At 62.7% G+C, this 13,153-nt stretch carries 15 protein-coding genes and 1 pseudogene; 6 read left to right on the forward strand and 10 right to left on the reverse strand.

Annotation, left to right across the window (positions count from 1 at the left end):
• Window positions 1–279: 279 nt before the first annotated feature.
• Both ACM6IM_RS09615 and ACM6IM_RS09620 read right to left on the reverse strand, forming a co-directional pair.
• Entirely contained in the window at window positions 280–1,212 is a 933-nt protein-coding gene (locus tag ACM6IM_RS09615; RefSeq protein ID WP_201188900.1) for a hypothetical protein, read from the reverse strand.
• A 180-nt stretch (window positions 1,213–1,392) separates the two neighbouring features.
• The gene (locus ACM6IM_RS09620; protein ID WP_414865483.1) at window positions 1,393–1,716 is read right to left on the reverse strand and encodes a hypothetical protein; all 324 of its coding nucleotides are present in this window, start codon (window positions 1,714–1,716) and stop codon (window positions 1,393–1,395) included.
• A gap of 159 nt (window positions 1,717–1,875) precedes the next feature.
• On the opposite strand from ACM6IM_RS09620, the gene ACM6IM_RS09625 reads away from it, so the two are divergent.
• Window positions 1,876–2,559, forward strand: coding sequence for a response regulator transcription factor (locus ACM6IM_RS09625; RefSeq protein WP_192308328.1), 684 nt, complete (start codon window positions 1,876–1,878; stop codon window positions 2,557–2,559).
• Window positions 2,537–3,931: a sensor histidine kinase gene (locus ACM6IM_RS09630; RefSeq protein WP_414864980.1), complete on the forward strand. Its 1,395-nt coding sequence runs from the start codon at window positions 2,537–2,539 to the stop codon at window positions 3,929–3,931. Before ACM6IM_RS09625 ends, ACM6IM_RS09630 begins: the two co-directional genes overlap by 23 nt.
• 180 nt (window positions 3,932–4,111) lie before the next feature.
• Here the strand turns inward: ACM6IM_RS09630 and ACM6IM_RS09635 are convergent, their stop codons facing one another.
• Both ACM6IM_RS09635 and ACM6IM_RS09640 read right to left on the reverse strand, forming a co-directional pair.
• Window positions 4,112–4,522: an SRPBCC family protein gene (locus ACM6IM_RS09635; RefSeq protein ID WP_414864981.1), complete on the reverse strand. Its 411-nt coding sequence runs from the start codon at window positions 4,520–4,522 to the stop codon at window positions 4,112–4,114.
• A gap of 25 nt (window positions 4,523–4,547) precedes the next feature.
• Window positions 4,548–5,345 (reverse strand): SDR family NAD(P)-dependent oxidoreductase, encoded by a 798-nt coding sequence (locus ACM6IM_RS09640; RefSeq protein WP_414864982.1) that lies wholly within the window; start codon window positions 5,343–5,345, stop codon window positions 4,548–4,550.
• 168 nt (window positions 5,346–5,513) lie between these two features.
• Here ACM6IM_RS09640 and ACM6IM_RS09645 point away from each other — a divergent pair, with 168 nt between their 5' ends.
• The gene (locus tag ACM6IM_RS09645; RefSeq protein ID WP_414864983.1) at window positions 5,514–6,434 is read left to right on the forward strand and encodes a LysR substrate-binding domain-containing protein; all 921 of its coding nucleotides are present in this window, start codon (window positions 5,514–5,516) and stop codon (window positions 6,432–6,434) included.
• On the opposite strand, the gene ACM6IM_RS09650 is transcribed toward ACM6IM_RS09645, so the two are convergent.
• The 3 genes and pseudogenes from ACM6IM_RS09650 to ACM6IM_RS09660 form a co-directional block, all read right to left on the reverse strand.
• Window positions 6,355–6,948, reverse strand: coding sequence for a DinB family protein (locus tag ACM6IM_RS09650; protein ID WP_414864984.1), 594 nt, complete (start codon window positions 6,946–6,948; stop codon window positions 6,355–6,357). The two genes, ACM6IM_RS09645 and ACM6IM_RS09650, sit on opposite strands and share 80 nt — an antisense overlap.
• A gap of 96 nt (window positions 6,949–7,044) precedes the next feature.
• Window positions 7,045–7,173: pseudogene (locus ACM6IM_RS09655) on the reverse strand (hypothetical protein); the annotation flags it as partial.
• A 10-nt stretch (window positions 7,174–7,183) separates the two neighbouring features.
• Window positions 7,184–7,972, reverse strand: coding sequence for an SDR family oxidoreductase (locus tag ACM6IM_RS09660; protein ID WP_414864985.1), 789 nt, complete (start codon window positions 7,970–7,972; stop codon window positions 7,184–7,186).
• 207 nt (window positions 7,973–8,179) lie between these two features.
• On the opposite strand from ACM6IM_RS09660, the gene ACM6IM_RS09665 reads away from it, so the two are divergent.
• A complete protein-coding gene (locus tag ACM6IM_RS09665; RefSeq protein WP_414864986.1) occupies window positions 8,180–8,497 on the forward strand; it encodes a DUF2388 domain-containing protein in 318 nt (105 codons plus the stop codon).
• Between the two features lie 209 nt (window positions 8,498–8,706).
• Here ACM6IM_RS09665 and ACM6IM_RS09670 read toward each other — a convergent pair whose 3' ends face one another.
• The gene (locus tag ACM6IM_RS09670; protein WP_414864987.1) at window positions 8,707–9,498 is read right to left on the reverse strand and encodes an SDR family NAD(P)-dependent oxidoreductase; all 792 of its coding nucleotides are present in this window, start codon (window positions 9,496–9,498) and stop codon (window positions 8,707–8,709) included.
• Window positions 9,499–9,623: 125 nt separating this feature from the next.
• On the opposite strand from ACM6IM_RS09670, the gene ACM6IM_RS09675 reads away from it, so the two are divergent.
• On the forward strand, window positions 9,624–10,568 hold the full coding sequence (locus ACM6IM_RS09675) for a GlxA family transcriptional regulator (RefSeq protein ID WP_414864988.1): 945 nt from the start codon (window positions 9,624–9,626) through the stop codon (window positions 10,566–10,568).
• 92 nt (window positions 10,569–10,660) lie between these two features.
• Here ACM6IM_RS09675 and hpaC read toward each other — a convergent pair whose 3' ends face one another.
• Window positions 10,661–11,173, reverse strand: coding sequence for a 4-hydroxyphenylacetate 3-monooxygenase, reductase component (hpaC, locus tag ACM6IM_RS09680; RefSeq protein ID WP_414864989.1), 513 nt, complete (start codon window positions 11,171–11,173; stop codon window positions 10,661–10,663).
• 261 nt (window positions 11,174–11,434) lie between these two features.
• Between hpaC and ACM6IM_RS09685 the strand changes: the two genes are divergently transcribed.
• Window positions 11,435–12,064, forward strand: a complete 630-nt coding sequence (locus ACM6IM_RS09685; protein WP_192301494.1) for a response regulator transcription factor — start codon at window positions 11,435–11,437, stop codon at window positions 12,062–12,064.
• Window positions 12,065–12,159: 95 nt separating this feature from the next.
• On the opposite strand, the gene feaR is transcribed toward ACM6IM_RS09685, so the two are convergent.
• Window positions 12,160–13,080 carry a transcriptional regulator FeaR gene (gene feaR, locus ACM6IM_RS09690; RefSeq protein WP_414864990.1) on the reverse strand — a complete coding sequence of 307 codons (921 nt, stop codon included), beginning with the start codon at window positions 13,078–13,080 and terminating at the stop codon, window positions 12,160–12,162.
• Between the last annotated feature and the right edge of the window lie 73 nt (window positions 13,081–13,153).

The following is a 13,153-nucleotide window of genomic DNA, read 5'->3' on the forward strand; positions in this document are numbered from 1 at the left end:
GCCGGCTATCGGAGTGCGTTTATAGCAAGAAATTCAACGCCGTGGCGGTATATAGAAGACAAACGGCCTTGGCAGCAAGGGTTATCGGCCAGATCCTGCATTTGCTGAGCCCCTGGCCATTCACCCTGCCCTGAACGAAAACGCCGCTCCTGACAGAGCAGGAACGGCGCAGGCATTAGCCTCGAGGGGTCAGTGCATGAACAGGGCGATCAGGATGATGATCGGGATCGGTACACCAAGAAAGAACAGCAGTAATGAGCGCATGAGGATTCTCCCGGGTTAGCGAACAGGGGCGGTGGTGACATAAGTGTCGGTTTCCAGGTACACCACGGCATCCCGACGACGACCGCCGAAGGTAGCGGCGAGGCTGGCGAAAAATGCACCGATCAGCAGTGCGATGAACATCCACAACGATGTCCAGGCAGCGACTTTGGCGGCCGTATCGGCAGCCTGTTGCGCGGCCAGCTTGGCGTCGGCCACGGCTTTCTGGGTGCGGGCATAGACTTCATCGACCCGACGCTCGGCATCGGCCTGCGTCAGGTTGGTGCGCTGGGCCACCAGTTGAGCCAGGTAGGTACGGTCTTCGGCAGACAGTTGTCCGTCGTTGCTCAGCGAGCGCACGAAGATGCGGGTCACGGTGCCGCGGGCGGCGTCGTCACTGACGGCGACCGGGCGATCGTCGCGGAACAGGCTGTCGACGAAATAGCCGTACTGGTCGCCGTCGCTGTTGGCGGCGGCTGTGCCGGCCGCTTGCGTCGCGACACTGGCGGCCCCGCCGGCCACACTGGCCCCGGCCTGGACACCGCTGCTGACTACACCGCTGACCGAGCCGAGCACCAGCGTCGCCGTCACCAGCGTGGCGACGCACCAGGCCAGGAAGCCATGGGCAGTATCACGGAAATAGACTTCGTCGCCGTGCATGTTGGCCCACTTCACCCGCAGGCGGCCGGCGATGTAGCCACCGAGCCCGGAAGCGAGGATTTGCGTCACGGCCAGCCAGATAATGGTGGAAATGCCCAGCCCCTTGGCGCTAACGCCTTCGTGGGCCCAGGGGGATACGGCGGAAAAGCCCAGTCCGACGCCCAGCAGCACCAGGATCAGCGACAACGCCGCCGCGGCAGCGGCCCCGGCGAATATCGCGCCCCAGGAGACGCCCGACAGCGAACTGGCTTCATCTTCGGCAGGATAGAAACCATCAGGGGATCTATTCATTATTATGTCGCTCCAGGCAAGAAAGATGTTGTTACAACTCGTCATCAGAGGAATTGCAGTCACCGTGCCAGTCGTCGACTTTGAATAAATACTTTACTTTCAACAACTTACAAAGATTGAATTTCCTAGGACCTTGCATTTTGCAAGGAACCGCTCTTCGCAGCGGGTTTTATGCATTGCCTACTTACGCTTGTAGCTCTTGTTACCGCTGGGTGTCAGGCAGTACACCCCACCGCGAGGCCCGGTGCAGAAAGTGCCCGTGCTGCACGCACAGCCATCGGCGTTTTGCAGCAGGGTTTGCGGGCGCGCGTCGCTACGACCGCCATAAAGCGCCGAACAACTCTTCTTCGAGGCGCTGATGGAGCCGTCATTGCACAGGAACAGCTCACCCTCGCAACGATCGACACCGCCCTTCCTGCCGGAACACGGGGTATTGCCTGCCCAGGCATTGGTGCAGAAGATACACAGCAACAACACGAAAACCGGCATTCCGCCACGGCTCATCAATAGGCCCACAGACCAACTCCCGTCACAGTTATGGCCAGACGATATCAATGTTCCGGGTTGTCTCCTGAACCACATGAAAGTTAATTTAAAAAGTCGCCGGTATTTCTTGGCAAAATGCCCCCACACTTGCCTTGAATTGACTATCAGGTCCGCCCTATGACCCGCATCTTGACCATCGAAGACGACACCGTGACCGCTCGGGAAATTGTCGCCGAACTGAGTAGCCACGGCCTCGAGGTGGACTGGGTCGACAATGGCCGCGAGGGCCTGGAGCGCGCCGTCAGTGGCAACTACGACTTGATCACCCTCGATCGCATGCTGCCCGAGCTCGATGGCCTGGCGATTGTCACCACCCTGCGGACCATGGGCGTGGCGACGCCGATCCTGATGATCAGCGCCCTCTCCGATGTCGACGAACGCGTGCGCGGCTTGCGGGCCGGTGGAGACGACTACCTGACCAAGCCGTTCGCCACCGATGAGATGGCCGCCCGGGTCGAGGTCCTGCTGCGGCGCCAAAACACCGTGACCGCCCAGGCCACCACGTTGCGCGTGGCGGACCTGGAGCTGAACCTGATCAGCCACGAAGCCAGCCGCGACGGGCAGTTGCTGACCCTGTTGCCCACCGAATACAAACTGCTGGAATTCCTGATGCGCAACACCGGGCAGATCCTCTCGCGGATGATGATTTTCGAGGAAGTCTGGGGCTACCACTTCGACCCCGGCACCAACCTGATCGACGTGCACATCGGCCGCCTGCGCAAGAAAATCGATCCGCCTGGCAAGGTCCCACTGATTCGGACCGTGCGAGGCTCCGGTTATGTCATTGCCGAACCCGTCTAAGGGCTGGCGCTCTTCCAGCAGTCGCCTGCTCGCGCTCTACAGTTCACTGTTCGTGCTCTGGAGCGGGGTGCTCATGGGGGTCATGTATTTCGAGGTCTCGGCGTACCTGGACAACTTGGCCAAACACTCGCTGATGCAACGCCAGCATTTGTTCTCGCGCTTTTCCGGCGAGCAACTGGTGGATGCCCTCGCCGTCAGCATGACCTTCGACATTCGCGGCATCGACGCCTACGGCCTGTTCGATGCCGAGCATCGCTACCTCAGCGGCGCCCTGCACCACATCCCCGAAGGCCTGCCACTGGACGGCAGGATTCACATGCTCAGCGACTGCGCCGACTCCGACGACCCGACCCTGCCCACGGACAGCTGCGACGCGGTCGCCACCCAGACCCGTGACGGCTGGTGGCTGATACTGGTGCGCGACAACGGCTCGCTGTTCGCCGTAACCCGGATCATCCTGCACGCGCTGTTCTGGGGGGTGACTTTGACCATCGTGCCCGGCATCGCCGGCTGGCACCTGCTGCGCCGCCGACCGCTGCGGCGTATTCGCGGGATTCAGGCCAGCGCCGAGGCCATCGTCGCCGGCGACCTGACCCGACGCCTGCCGCTGTCCAACCGGCGTGACGAACTGGACATGCTGGCCGCCATCGTCAATGTCATGCTCGAGCGCATCGAACACTTGATGAACGAGGTCAAGGGTGTGTGCGACAACATTGCCCATGACCTGCGCACACCGCTGACCCGCTTGCGCGCGCAGCTGTATCGCATGCAGCAACAGGCCGGCGAAGGTTCGCCGCAAGCAGTGCAACTGGATTCGGTACTGGCGGAGGCCGACACCCTGATGGCGCGTTTTCGCGGGCTGCTGCGCATTTCCGAACTGGAAGACCGGCAGCGGCGCTCCGGGTTCGTACAACTGGACCCGGTGCCGCTGTTGCAGGAACTGCACGACTTCTACCTGCCCCTGGCGGAAGAAGGCGAACTGACGTTCAGCCTGCAATTACCCGACACCCTGGCGCTGTTGAACGGTGACCGGGCGTTGTTGTTCGAGGCCGTGGCGAACCTGCTGAGCAACTCGATCAAGTTCACACCCCCCGGTGGCGAGGTGATTCTGCGTGGGGTCAATCAGGACGGGCATACGCGAATCGAAGTAGAGGATTCCGGCCCCGGCATACCGCTGACGGAGCGCGAGGCCGTGTTCCAGCGTTTCTACCGCGCTGAAGGCAGCAGTCCGCAAGGCGGCTTCGGTTTAGGGTTGTCGATTGTCGCTGCGATCGTCAGCTTGCACGGCTTCGAGTTGGAAGTCGGCGACAGCGAAATGGGCGGCGCTCGGCTGGTGCTCGATTGCCGCGAGCGTTTGATCACAGCGTCTTGATGCTGGATTGCGGACGGCCCAGAAACAGTGTGGGATCGGCGTTGCCCACACATCGGAGCCCGATGCAAAACCACTGTGGGAGCGAGCCTGCTCGCGATAGCGGTGGATCAGTCGACATCTTCATTGACTAACATACCGCCATCGCGAGCAGGCTCGCTCCCACAGGTACCAGGCTGCGGATCAAGCCGGGTAATGGGCTCGCAACGCTTGCAGTCCACCCTCGTACACCCCGGTGAACAGCGCCACCACTTCCTCCTCGCTCACCCCCACCGGCTCGAACCGGCCGGACCAGGTCACCCGGGCGCTCTGCCCCAGTGCTTCAACCCTGAGCGTCGCCAGATAATCCTTCGCCGGGAACGGCGCCTGCAGGATCGAGTAGCTGTAGGTCCTGCCGGCGTTATCGAACGTCTGCAGTTGCTCAACGACCACCGCGCCATCCACCGTTTGCAGATGGCGCACTCGCCCGCCTTCACTTGATTCACTGCTTGCAATGAACGGCAGCCAGTCCGGCAGCGCATGAAAACCGCCGATCAATTGCCAGACCTGCTCGGCCGAAGCCGGGATGTCGATCGTTGCTGATGCTGTTGCCATGTAGCGGTTCTCCAGTCAGTCAAATTCAAATGGCCAGGCTATCGACCACACCACCGTCGACGCGCAGTGCCGCACCGGTGGTGGCCGACGACAGCGGTGACGCAATATAGGCCACCAGATTGGCAACCTCCTCGACATCCGCCACGCGCTGGATGATCGATGTCGGCCGGGCTTTGCGCACGAAGTCATCGGCCTCTTCGCGAACGCTTCGCCCCGATTGGGCAACGGCGCTGGCGAGCATCTGTTCCACCCCATCGGTCAGGGTCGGCCCCGGCAGGATCGAGTTCACCGTCACGCCCGTACCGGCCAGCCGTTTGGCCAAACCGTGGGACACCGCGAGGTTAGCGCTTTTTGTCACGCCATAGTTGAGCATGTCAGCCGGAATGGCGATGCCGGACTCGGAAGACAGGAAAATCACCCGTCCCCAGCCCCGCTTGACCATGTCCGGCACATAATGCCGGGACAGGCGCACGCCGGAGATCACGTTGACCTCGTAGAACCGCGTCCATTCGCTGTCCGGGGTGTCGAAAAAATCCACGGCCTCGTAGATGCCGAGGTTGTTGACCAGGATATCCGCACGCGGCTCGGCGGCGAACAACTGTTGCGCGCCTTGCGCCGTGCCAAGGTCGGCGGTCAGGCCACGCAACTGCGCCTGCGGCACGCTCTGACGAATGCTCGCCAACGCCTCCTCGACCTTGGACGCCTGGCGCCCAATGACGACCACCGTGGCCCCGGACTCGGCCAATGCCTTGCTGATGCCCAGACCAATGCCGGCGGTGCTGCCGCTGACGATGGCGAGTTTTCCTTCCAGATCGATCTTCATGCTCAAACTCCTGCGTCGAACAATGCGAAGGATCAGCGTAGTCGCGATATCCGCCCCGCCGAGGCGCCGCCCGTCGCCGGCTCGCTCCCTCCTTGAAAAGTGGCCACCCGCGCAGGTCCGGGGTTTGGTCTTTACTGAACAGACCTTGACCCCTGCGAGCACCCCACCATGAATCGCAACGACCTGCGCCGTGTGGACATGAACCTGCTGGTGATTTTCGAAGCCCTGATGTTCGAAAGAAACCTCACACGGGCCGGGGAAAAGCTGTTTCTCGGCCAGCCGGCGGTCAGTGCCTCGCTGGCCAAATTGCGCGACCTGTTCGACGACCCGTTGCTGGTGCGCAACGGTCGCGTGCTGGAACCGACCCAGCGTGCCCTGGCCATTCTCAAGGAATTGCAGCCGGCGATGGATACCATTTCCGGCGCGGTCAGCCGGGCCAAGGATTTCGACCCGTCCACCAGCCGCGACGTGTTTCGCATCGGCCTGTCCGACGATGCCGAATTCGGTCTGTTTCCGCCGTTGCTCAAGCAGATCCGCGAGGAAGCGCAAAACGTTGTGGTGGTGGTGCGGCGGGTGAACTTCCTGCTGATGTCGTCGATGCTCGCCAGCGGCGAAATTTCCGTCGGGATCAGCTACACCACCGAGCTGCCGGCCAATGCCAAGCGCAAGAAATTGCGCGACCTGAGCGTCAAGATCCTGCGCGGCGACAACCGCCCCGGCGCGCTCACCCTGGATGATTATTGCGAGCGACCGCACGCGCTGGTGTCATTCTCCGGAGACCTGACCGGCGCCATCGACAATGACCTGGCACGCATCGGCCGTTCGCGCCGGGTGGTGCTGGCGGTGCCGCAATTCGCCGGGTTGCGCGCCCTGCTGGCCGGCACCGACATGCTCGCCACCGTCCCGGATTACGCGGCCGAGGCGTTGATCGAAGGCAGCAGCCAGCTGCGGGCCGACGACCCGCCATTCGACATCGTGCTGTCCGAGCTGTCGATGGTCTGGAACGGGGTCAACGATAACGATCCGGCAGAACGTTGGTTGCGCTCGCGTATTGCGCAACACATGTCGGCTGCGCCGCTGGCGCGTTGATCGAGGCAAAGCCCGGGTCGGTTTCCCGCAGGAAGATCGGCAGGTCGGTCATCGGCGGCATGGCCGGGATGTCGAAGTACATCTGGATCACCCAGCCCCGGTGATAGCTGGCGTGATTGACCACATGCATCAGCATCGCCCCGGCGCTCATCGTGCCACTGTCGCCCGAAACGAACGTGAACTCGATGGGTTTATCCAGCGAGGCCTCGGTCTGTCGGTCGCTCCACTGGCAGTACCAGCGATCGATGTCCTGCTGCGCCCGGCGCAGGTCGGCAAGCTCGGGATGCAGTAGATCGTGGGAGGTCTTGAAGCCGTGTCCAAGGCCTTCGAGGTGCGCCTTCCAGATGCAGTCCACCACGTAGATGTGGTTGAGGGTGCCGATCATGTGCTTGAACACCGACACCCGCTCCTTGCTGACCTCGCCCGGCGGTAACGCGGCCAGACTGTCAAACAGACGCTCATTGGCCCAGCGTTTGTAGTCGGTGAGCATACGGGCAGTGCGTACGTTGATCATGGGAGGTCTCCCATTGGGATGGGCGTAGTGATAAGCGTAGTTGGTGTGGGCTGGGGGTGCGCGGGGGCTGATTATCGGTCGGTACGAGACTGACTTTCATCCCCCTGCATTATTCTCATAGGTTTGAAGATCGCCCATCTCATCGGTCTGCATCGCCAACGCCAGGCCACGGGTCAACCCCGGTGATTCAATGCCGAACAGATTTACCAGGCCAAGAACGCCATGGCGCTCACGCTCAGAACGTGCCCGGGTAGCTGCCGCCGTCGAGCAACAGGTTCTGCCCGGTGAGGAAGCCGGCGTGACGGCTGCAAATGAACGCGCAGTAAGCCCCGAACTCGTCGGGCTCGCCAAACCGCTGCGCCGGTACGTTGCGCCGGCGCTGCTGGCTGACCTGCTCGACACTGGTGCCACTGGCGTCGGCGGCGGCGCTCAGGGTCTTGTGCAGGCGCTCGGTCTCGAAAGGACCGGGCAACAGGTTGTTGATCGTCACGTTGTTCCCGGCCAGCCGCGACTGGCGTGCAAGCCCGGCAATAAAACCGGTGAGACCGCTGCGGGCACCGTTGGACAGTCCCAGCACGTCGATCGGCGCCTTGACCGCGCCTGAAGTGATGTTGACCACACGGCCGAACCCGCGCTCGGCCATGCCATCGACGCAGGCCTTGATCAGTTCGATCGGCGTGAGCATGTTGGCGTCCAGTGCCTTCAACCAGTCTTCGCGCTGCCAGTCGCGGAAGTCGCCCGGGGGTGGGCCGCCAGCGTTGTTGATCAGGATGTCCACGCGCGGGCAGGCCGCCAGCACCTGCTCACGTACCGTCGCGTCGCTGATGTCGCCGGCCACCGTGCGCACTTCAATGCCACTCGCGAGGGTGCGCAACTGCGTGGCAGCCACCTGCAAGGCTTCGTCGCCACGGGCATTGATCACCAGGTTGACGCCCTCCTTCGCCAGGGCCCGCGCACAGGCCAGGCCCAGCCCCTTGCTGGCGGCACAGACGATCGCCCAGCGTCCCGAGATTCCCAGATCCATGTCCACACTCCCGACCGTTGAAAAGCCTTACGTTACCACCCGCGCTCGTTTCCTCAAGCGCTGACTCAGCCGGCGCGAGGGACATGAACGCAGTCCCGGATGATCGGCGATATCGATTGCAAGGAACTCTGGACGCGTGTCGCGAATCCTAAGTGATGTGGTACTTCCCCTCACGCAGTACGTTCCACCCTTTCGGAGGACACTGTCATGCGCCGTCTGATCATTATCTCTTCTCTTGTGTTGTGCTTACCCGTTGGCTCGGCTTTGGCGAAAGTGGATGCGGGCGATGTCGCCACATCGGCCGGGGTTTCCGCTTCGCTGTACTCGACGTTCAAGGACCATAAACTCATGATCCCTGCCCGGGATGACGCCTCCAGCTTCGTGGCCAGTGGCGGTGCCATTCGCGGCGTGTATCTGGAGTCGGTCATGCAGCAGATCCGCCAGGACAATCCCGGGCTCGACGCCAGCGACGAAGACCTGGCCAGGGCCATTTTGATCCAGGACGGTGCGGCTGCCGGGCAATAAAGGCTGAAAAAATCGTGGTGGGGCTTGTGACACCTGGATCGCGTTTCCGGCCCTGCTTCGCTTTTCCGCAGATTCTGCGTCTCAACGCGCCCGGCCGGCCATCCGCTGTGCGTTGCGGCTGACCCCGCCGCACACCCCGATCACCGCGTCATTGAACTCGGCAATCGGTGTGCATACCCCGGCAATGGTCCCTGACCCGGGTGGCCGCTTCAGCGATAGCGCGGCGCCGGCGTTGAGCTCCCGAACAGCCCAGAAAGGACTTGACGCTGAGCCTCGTAACGGTCCCACTGTTCACCGTCGTGCAGACCCGGAATGGTCACCACTTCGCCGCTGGCAAACCCTGCCAGCGCGGCATCGACCATGTCCTCGGCGGACATGACGATTTCATGCGGCAGGTTCTCCACCGGATTGCCCGCCTCGCTCCAGAACTCGGTGGCCGTGGCGCCGGGCAACACGGCTTGAATGCGAATGCCCTTGTCGGCCAGCTCGTGGTGCATGGATTGGCTCAGACTCAGAACGAACGCCTTGCTGCCGCCGTACACGCCATTGAGAATTTCCGGCGCAATCGCCACGATCGAGGAAATGTTGATCACCGCGCCCGTGCCCCGAGCCACGAATCCCGGGACCACCGCGTAGGCCAGGCGCATCAGTGCGGTGACGTTGAGGGTGATCATGTCCTCCATATCGTCCACCGGACTGGCGAGCAACGGCATGACACCGCCTACCCCGGCGTTGTTGACCAGCAAAGTGATGCTGGCGTCGGTGCGCAGAATGTCTTCGATGCGGCGCAAGTCCGCCGGGTCTTTCAGATCGGCGGCGACCACTTCCACGGCGCGCCCGGTTTCATTGCTCAGGTGATCGGCCAGGCTGTCGAGCCGGGCCCGACTGCGGGCAACCAGAATCAGGTCATAACCCTGGCGAGCGAGACGGTCGGCGTAGACTGCGCCAATACCGGAAGAGGCGCCCGTGATCAGGGCAGTGCCTTTGGATGAGAGAGCCATGCTTGGTTTCCTTCAGTGCAGGGGGCGAGGTGTTCGCCGGTGTGCACAGTTATAAATGGACTCACACCTGACTCAAATGACGTTTAAAGTACGGTTTTAGGACATCCGAATTCGAGGGCTTCAAAATGACTTCCGTGGCGTTCGTGGTGTTTGACGGTTTCCAGTCCATGGCCCTGGCTGCCATGCCCGTGTTCGAGTACGCCAACTTCAGCGCGGGCGAAGCGCTTTACCAGGTGAGCGTCGTATCAGAAGACGGCCGCACCCTGCGCGCGTCCGGCGGCTTGAGCGTTGGCACCGAGGCCTTCGATGAGCGAGTGTTCGATACGGTGATCGTGGTGGGCGGCGATGCCATTCTCCAGCAGGCCCCCGAGGGTGTTCTGGATTACCTGCGCGCCAGCGTGAAAACCGCCCGGCGCACGGCATCCATCTGTTCCGGGGCGTTCGTCCTGGCCCAGGCCGGGCTGCTCGACGGGCGGCGGGCGACCACGCACTGGGCATATGCGCGGGATCTGCAGGCGCGGTTTCCGTTGATCAAGGTCGAGGAAGACCGCATTTATGTGGTCGACGGTGCGGTCTGGACCTCGGCCGGCATGACGGCCGGCATCGATCTGGCGCTGGCCATGGTCGAAAAGGACCACGGCGCCGAACTGGCCCGCTCCGTGGCGCAGAAACTGGTGATGTACCACCGCCGCGCGGGCGGCCAGTCCCAGCACTCGGCGTTGCTGGAGCTGGAGCCGAAATCCGATCGCATCCAGACCGTCCTCGGCTACGCCCGAGAACACCTGGCGCAGGCGTTGTCGGTGGAGCAACTGGCGGACGTGGCGCGCCTGAGCCCACGCCAGTTCAGCCGCGCCTTTCGCGCCGAAACCGGTCAGTCGCCGGCCAAGGCCATCGAAAACCTGCGCCTGGAAGCCGCCCGGCAGATGCTCGAACGCGGACGCCTGACCCTCGACCAGATCGCCATCGAAACCGGGTTCAGCGATCGTCGACGAATGCGTGAGGCCTTTCTCCGGGCCTTCGGGCAACCGCCCCAGGTGATCCGGCGCAGTGCCCGGGCCGAGATGCTGTAGACGCCGGGAATCCAGCAGGCCAATGGACGGTGGGAGCACCACACGATCATGGCGGCAGCGAGCCTGCTCGCGATAGACGATAACGCGGTCCTTCAGCAGGCCGCCCCGGCATGCTCCAGGCGGTGAAACAGGCGGTTGAAATACACCAGGCTGTCGCCCTCCCCGCGCACACCCACCTTCGACAGTTCAACGAACATCACCGAATGCGAGCCCACTTCCTTGCACTCGCTGATCCGCCCTTCCAGTTGCACCAGCGCATCGCGCAGCACCGGCACGCCGGTGTCGCCGCCGTCCCACAGGTCCCAGGCAAAGCGCTCGGCCATCGACACCTGGGTCATGCCGGCAAAGTGGCGGGCCAGTTCTTCCTGCTCGCCACACAACACGTTGACGCACAGCCGGCCATTGGTACGGAACACGTCGTGGGTGGCGCTGTTGCGGTTGACGCACACCAGCACGGTGGGCGGCGAATCCGTCACCGAGCACACCGCGCTGGCGGTAATCCCGCAGCGCCCGCCCGGGCCGTTGGTGGTGATGATGTTCACCGCCGCCGGCAACTGCGCCATGGCGTTGCGAAAGTCGATTTGCTGCTGGCTCAGGTCGGCCATGTCGGTGCCCCTTTTATTGTGCCGGACCGTCGTGTCGCGGTCCCGGGTGATGGCTACAAGACTAAGGCCCGAGGCGGCACGCAGCCATTCTGACGATCCCCATGACGAGGTGGGCTTTCCGCTAGTCGCCTAGGTGGTTTCTTTATCGTCAGGGGCTGCGGCAGTGGGTATTCTGCAGGCAGGCGTGACAATCGACGCCAATCTCCGCCGCAGCGTGCACGCGGGCGAAAACAATAATTAGAAATGTCGTGGCAACCCTTGATGGAAACTCGCAAACCGATTGTTTATATCGTCGACGACGACAAGGATCTGCGCACCTCGCTGGCCTGGTTACTGGAATCGGTCAGTGTGCAGGCGCAGTGTTTTGCCGGTGCCGAAGAATTCCTCAGCCAGTACGACCCACGGCAACCGGCGTGCCTGGTGCTGGACGTACGCATGCCGGAAACCAGCGGCTTCCAGCTTCAGGACATCCTCAACCAGCGCGGCAGCAGCCTGCCGACGATTTTCGTCTCGGCCCATGGCGACATCCCGATGTCGGTGACCGCGATGAAAAACGGCGCGCTGGACTTCGTTGAGAAACCCTACAACCCCCAGCAGATGATCGACCGCATCCAGGCCGCGCTGAAAACCGCCGTGCACGCCCAGGCCGACCAGGAACAACGCCAGCACCTGCAGAGCAAACTGGCCTTGCTGACCAGTCGCGAGCGTGAAGTGTTGATGCTGGTGATCGACGGCAAGGCGAGCAAGGTCATTGCCCGGGAGCTGAACATCAGTGTGAAGACCGTTGATGTGCACCGCACCAAGATCAAGGAAAAGATGGGCGTGACCAGCATCGCCATGCTGGTGCGCGAGGTGCTGCATCTGCCGGCGGAGGAGCCGCTGCGGCATTGACAAACCGAGGCCGCCATCGCGAGCAGGCTCGCTCCCACAGGTTGGATGGTGTCCGCAAGCCCGCTCCCCAATGGATCAGGGGTGCGGTGGCAGGGTCAGACCTGGCTGTAACGCTTGCGATAAACCCCCGGCGATACGCCGAAGCGCGATTTGAACGCTGACGAGAAATAGCTGGAATCCGAGAACCCCCACGCATAGCACAGCGCCGACAGTTTCTGCTCGACATCGCTGCGACGCAGGTTTTCCGCGCAGAAGTCCAGGCGGCGGTGCTTGATGTACTGCGCCACCACCAGGCCGCGCTTGGAGAACATCCGGTACAGCCCGCGTACGGAAATCCCCACTTCCCGGGCAATCAGTTCAGGGCACAGTTCCTCGGTGCCAAGGTGGTCGTCAATGTAGGCGATGATCTTGCGGAACTGCCGCTCATGGGCGTCGCCGCCGCTGTCGCGGGTGCTGATGCCCGGCAATAGCAGGCTGACCAGCGCATCGAGCACCGCTTCGCTCTCCTGCATCTCCAGGCCTTCGTGCTGCCGGGTGTCCAGTACAAGCTTGTTGGCCATCGCTGCCAGCGGCGAGTTGGCGGCAATACGGGTCGCGCAGTTGACCGCGTTGAAATGAGAGCCGCGCTCGACCACCTGACGCGGCAGGATGAGCGACAACTGCCGCGAATCCTCGTGATAGGTCATGTCGCTGGGGCGACTGGCATCGATCAGCGCGATGTCGCCAGTGCCCAGGCGGGCGCGATTGCCGCCCTGCTCCAGCTGGGAACTGCCGCGCATCTGGAACACCGCGTAGTAATGCCCGTCGCTGCTGACGCTGACGTCCTTGCTGGTGCGGTACAGGTGCACGTGCGCCATGTCGACGACACTGAGATTGATCGCGCCGCTGCGGTATTCCGCCAGCTCACCGTAGAAATCCGTGTCCAGGGCGCGTGCATCGAAACGCCCACAGGCCTGGTTGACCTGGTTCAACCAGCTTTCGAACGCCTCGTTGCGAACCGCCGAAGAAGTCATCATCACTGCAAAGCCTCACGTCTTTATTGTTATTTTTCGACCGCTTCGTCGAGCGGTTCGGTCCGTACCCTGACCC

Origin of the sequence: Pseudomonas sp. IT-P12 (assembly GCF_949767465.1) — a bacterium.
Lineage (GTDB): Bacteria > Pseudomonadota > Gammaproteobacteria > Pseudomonadales > Pseudomonadaceae > Aquipseudomonas.

Coding starts and splice junctions, on each gene's coding strand:
- ACM6IM_RS09615 (WP_201188900.1), bottom strand. CDS start 1,212: ATGAATAGATCCCCTGATGGTTTCTATCCTGCCGAAGATGAAGCCAGT.
- ACM6IM_RS09620 (WP_414865483.1), bottom strand. CDS start 1,716: ATGAGCCGTGGCGGAATGCCGGTTTTCGTGTTGTTGCTGTGTATCTTC.
- ACM6IM_RS09625 (WP_192308328.1), top strand. CDS start 1,876: ATGACCCGCATCTTGACCATCGAAGACGACACCGTGACCGCTCGGGAA.
- ACM6IM_RS09630 (WP_414864980.1), top strand. CDS start 2,537: ATGTCATTGCCGAACCCGTCTAAGGGCTGGCGCTCTTCCAGCAGTCGC.
- ACM6IM_RS09635 (WP_414864981.1), bottom strand. CDS start 4,522: ATGGCAACAGCATCAGCAACGATCGACATCCCGGCTTCGGCCGAGCAG.
- ACM6IM_RS09640 (WP_414864982.1), bottom strand. CDS start 5,345: ATGAAGATCGATCTGGAAGGAAAACTCGCCATCGTCAGCGGCAGCACC.
- ACM6IM_RS09645 (WP_414864983.1), top strand. CDS start 5,514: ATGAATCGCAACGACCTGCGCCGTGTGGACATGAACCTGCTGGTGATT.
- ACM6IM_RS09650 (WP_414864984.1), bottom strand. CDS start 6,948: ATGATCAACGTACGCACTGCCCGTATGCTCACCGACTACAAACGCTGG.
- ACM6IM_RS09660 (WP_414864985.1), bottom strand. CDS start 7,972: ATGGATCTGGGAATCTCGGGACGCTGGGCGATCGTCTGTGCCGCCAGC.
- ACM6IM_RS09665 (WP_414864986.1), top strand. CDS start 8,180: ATGCGCCGTCTGATCATTATCTCTTCTCTTGTGTTGTGCTTACCCGTT.
- ACM6IM_RS09670 (WP_414864987.1), bottom strand. CDS start 9,498: ATGGCTCTCTCATCCAAAGGCACTGCCCTGATCACGGGCGCCTCTTCC.
- ACM6IM_RS09675 (WP_414864988.1), top strand. CDS start 9,624: ATGACTTCCGTGGCGTTCGTGGTGTTTGACGGTTTCCAGTCCATGGCC.
- hpaC (WP_414864989.1), bottom strand. CDS start 11,173: ATGGCCGACCTGAGCCAGCAGCAAATCGACTTTCGCAACGCCATGGCG.
- ACM6IM_RS09685 (WP_192301494.1), top strand. CDS start 11,435: ATGGAAACTCGCAAACCGATTGTTTATATCGTCGACGACGACAAGGAT.
- feaR (WP_414864990.1), bottom strand. CDS start 13,080: ATGATGACTTCTTCGGCGGTTCGCAACGAGGCGTTCGAAAGCTGGTTG.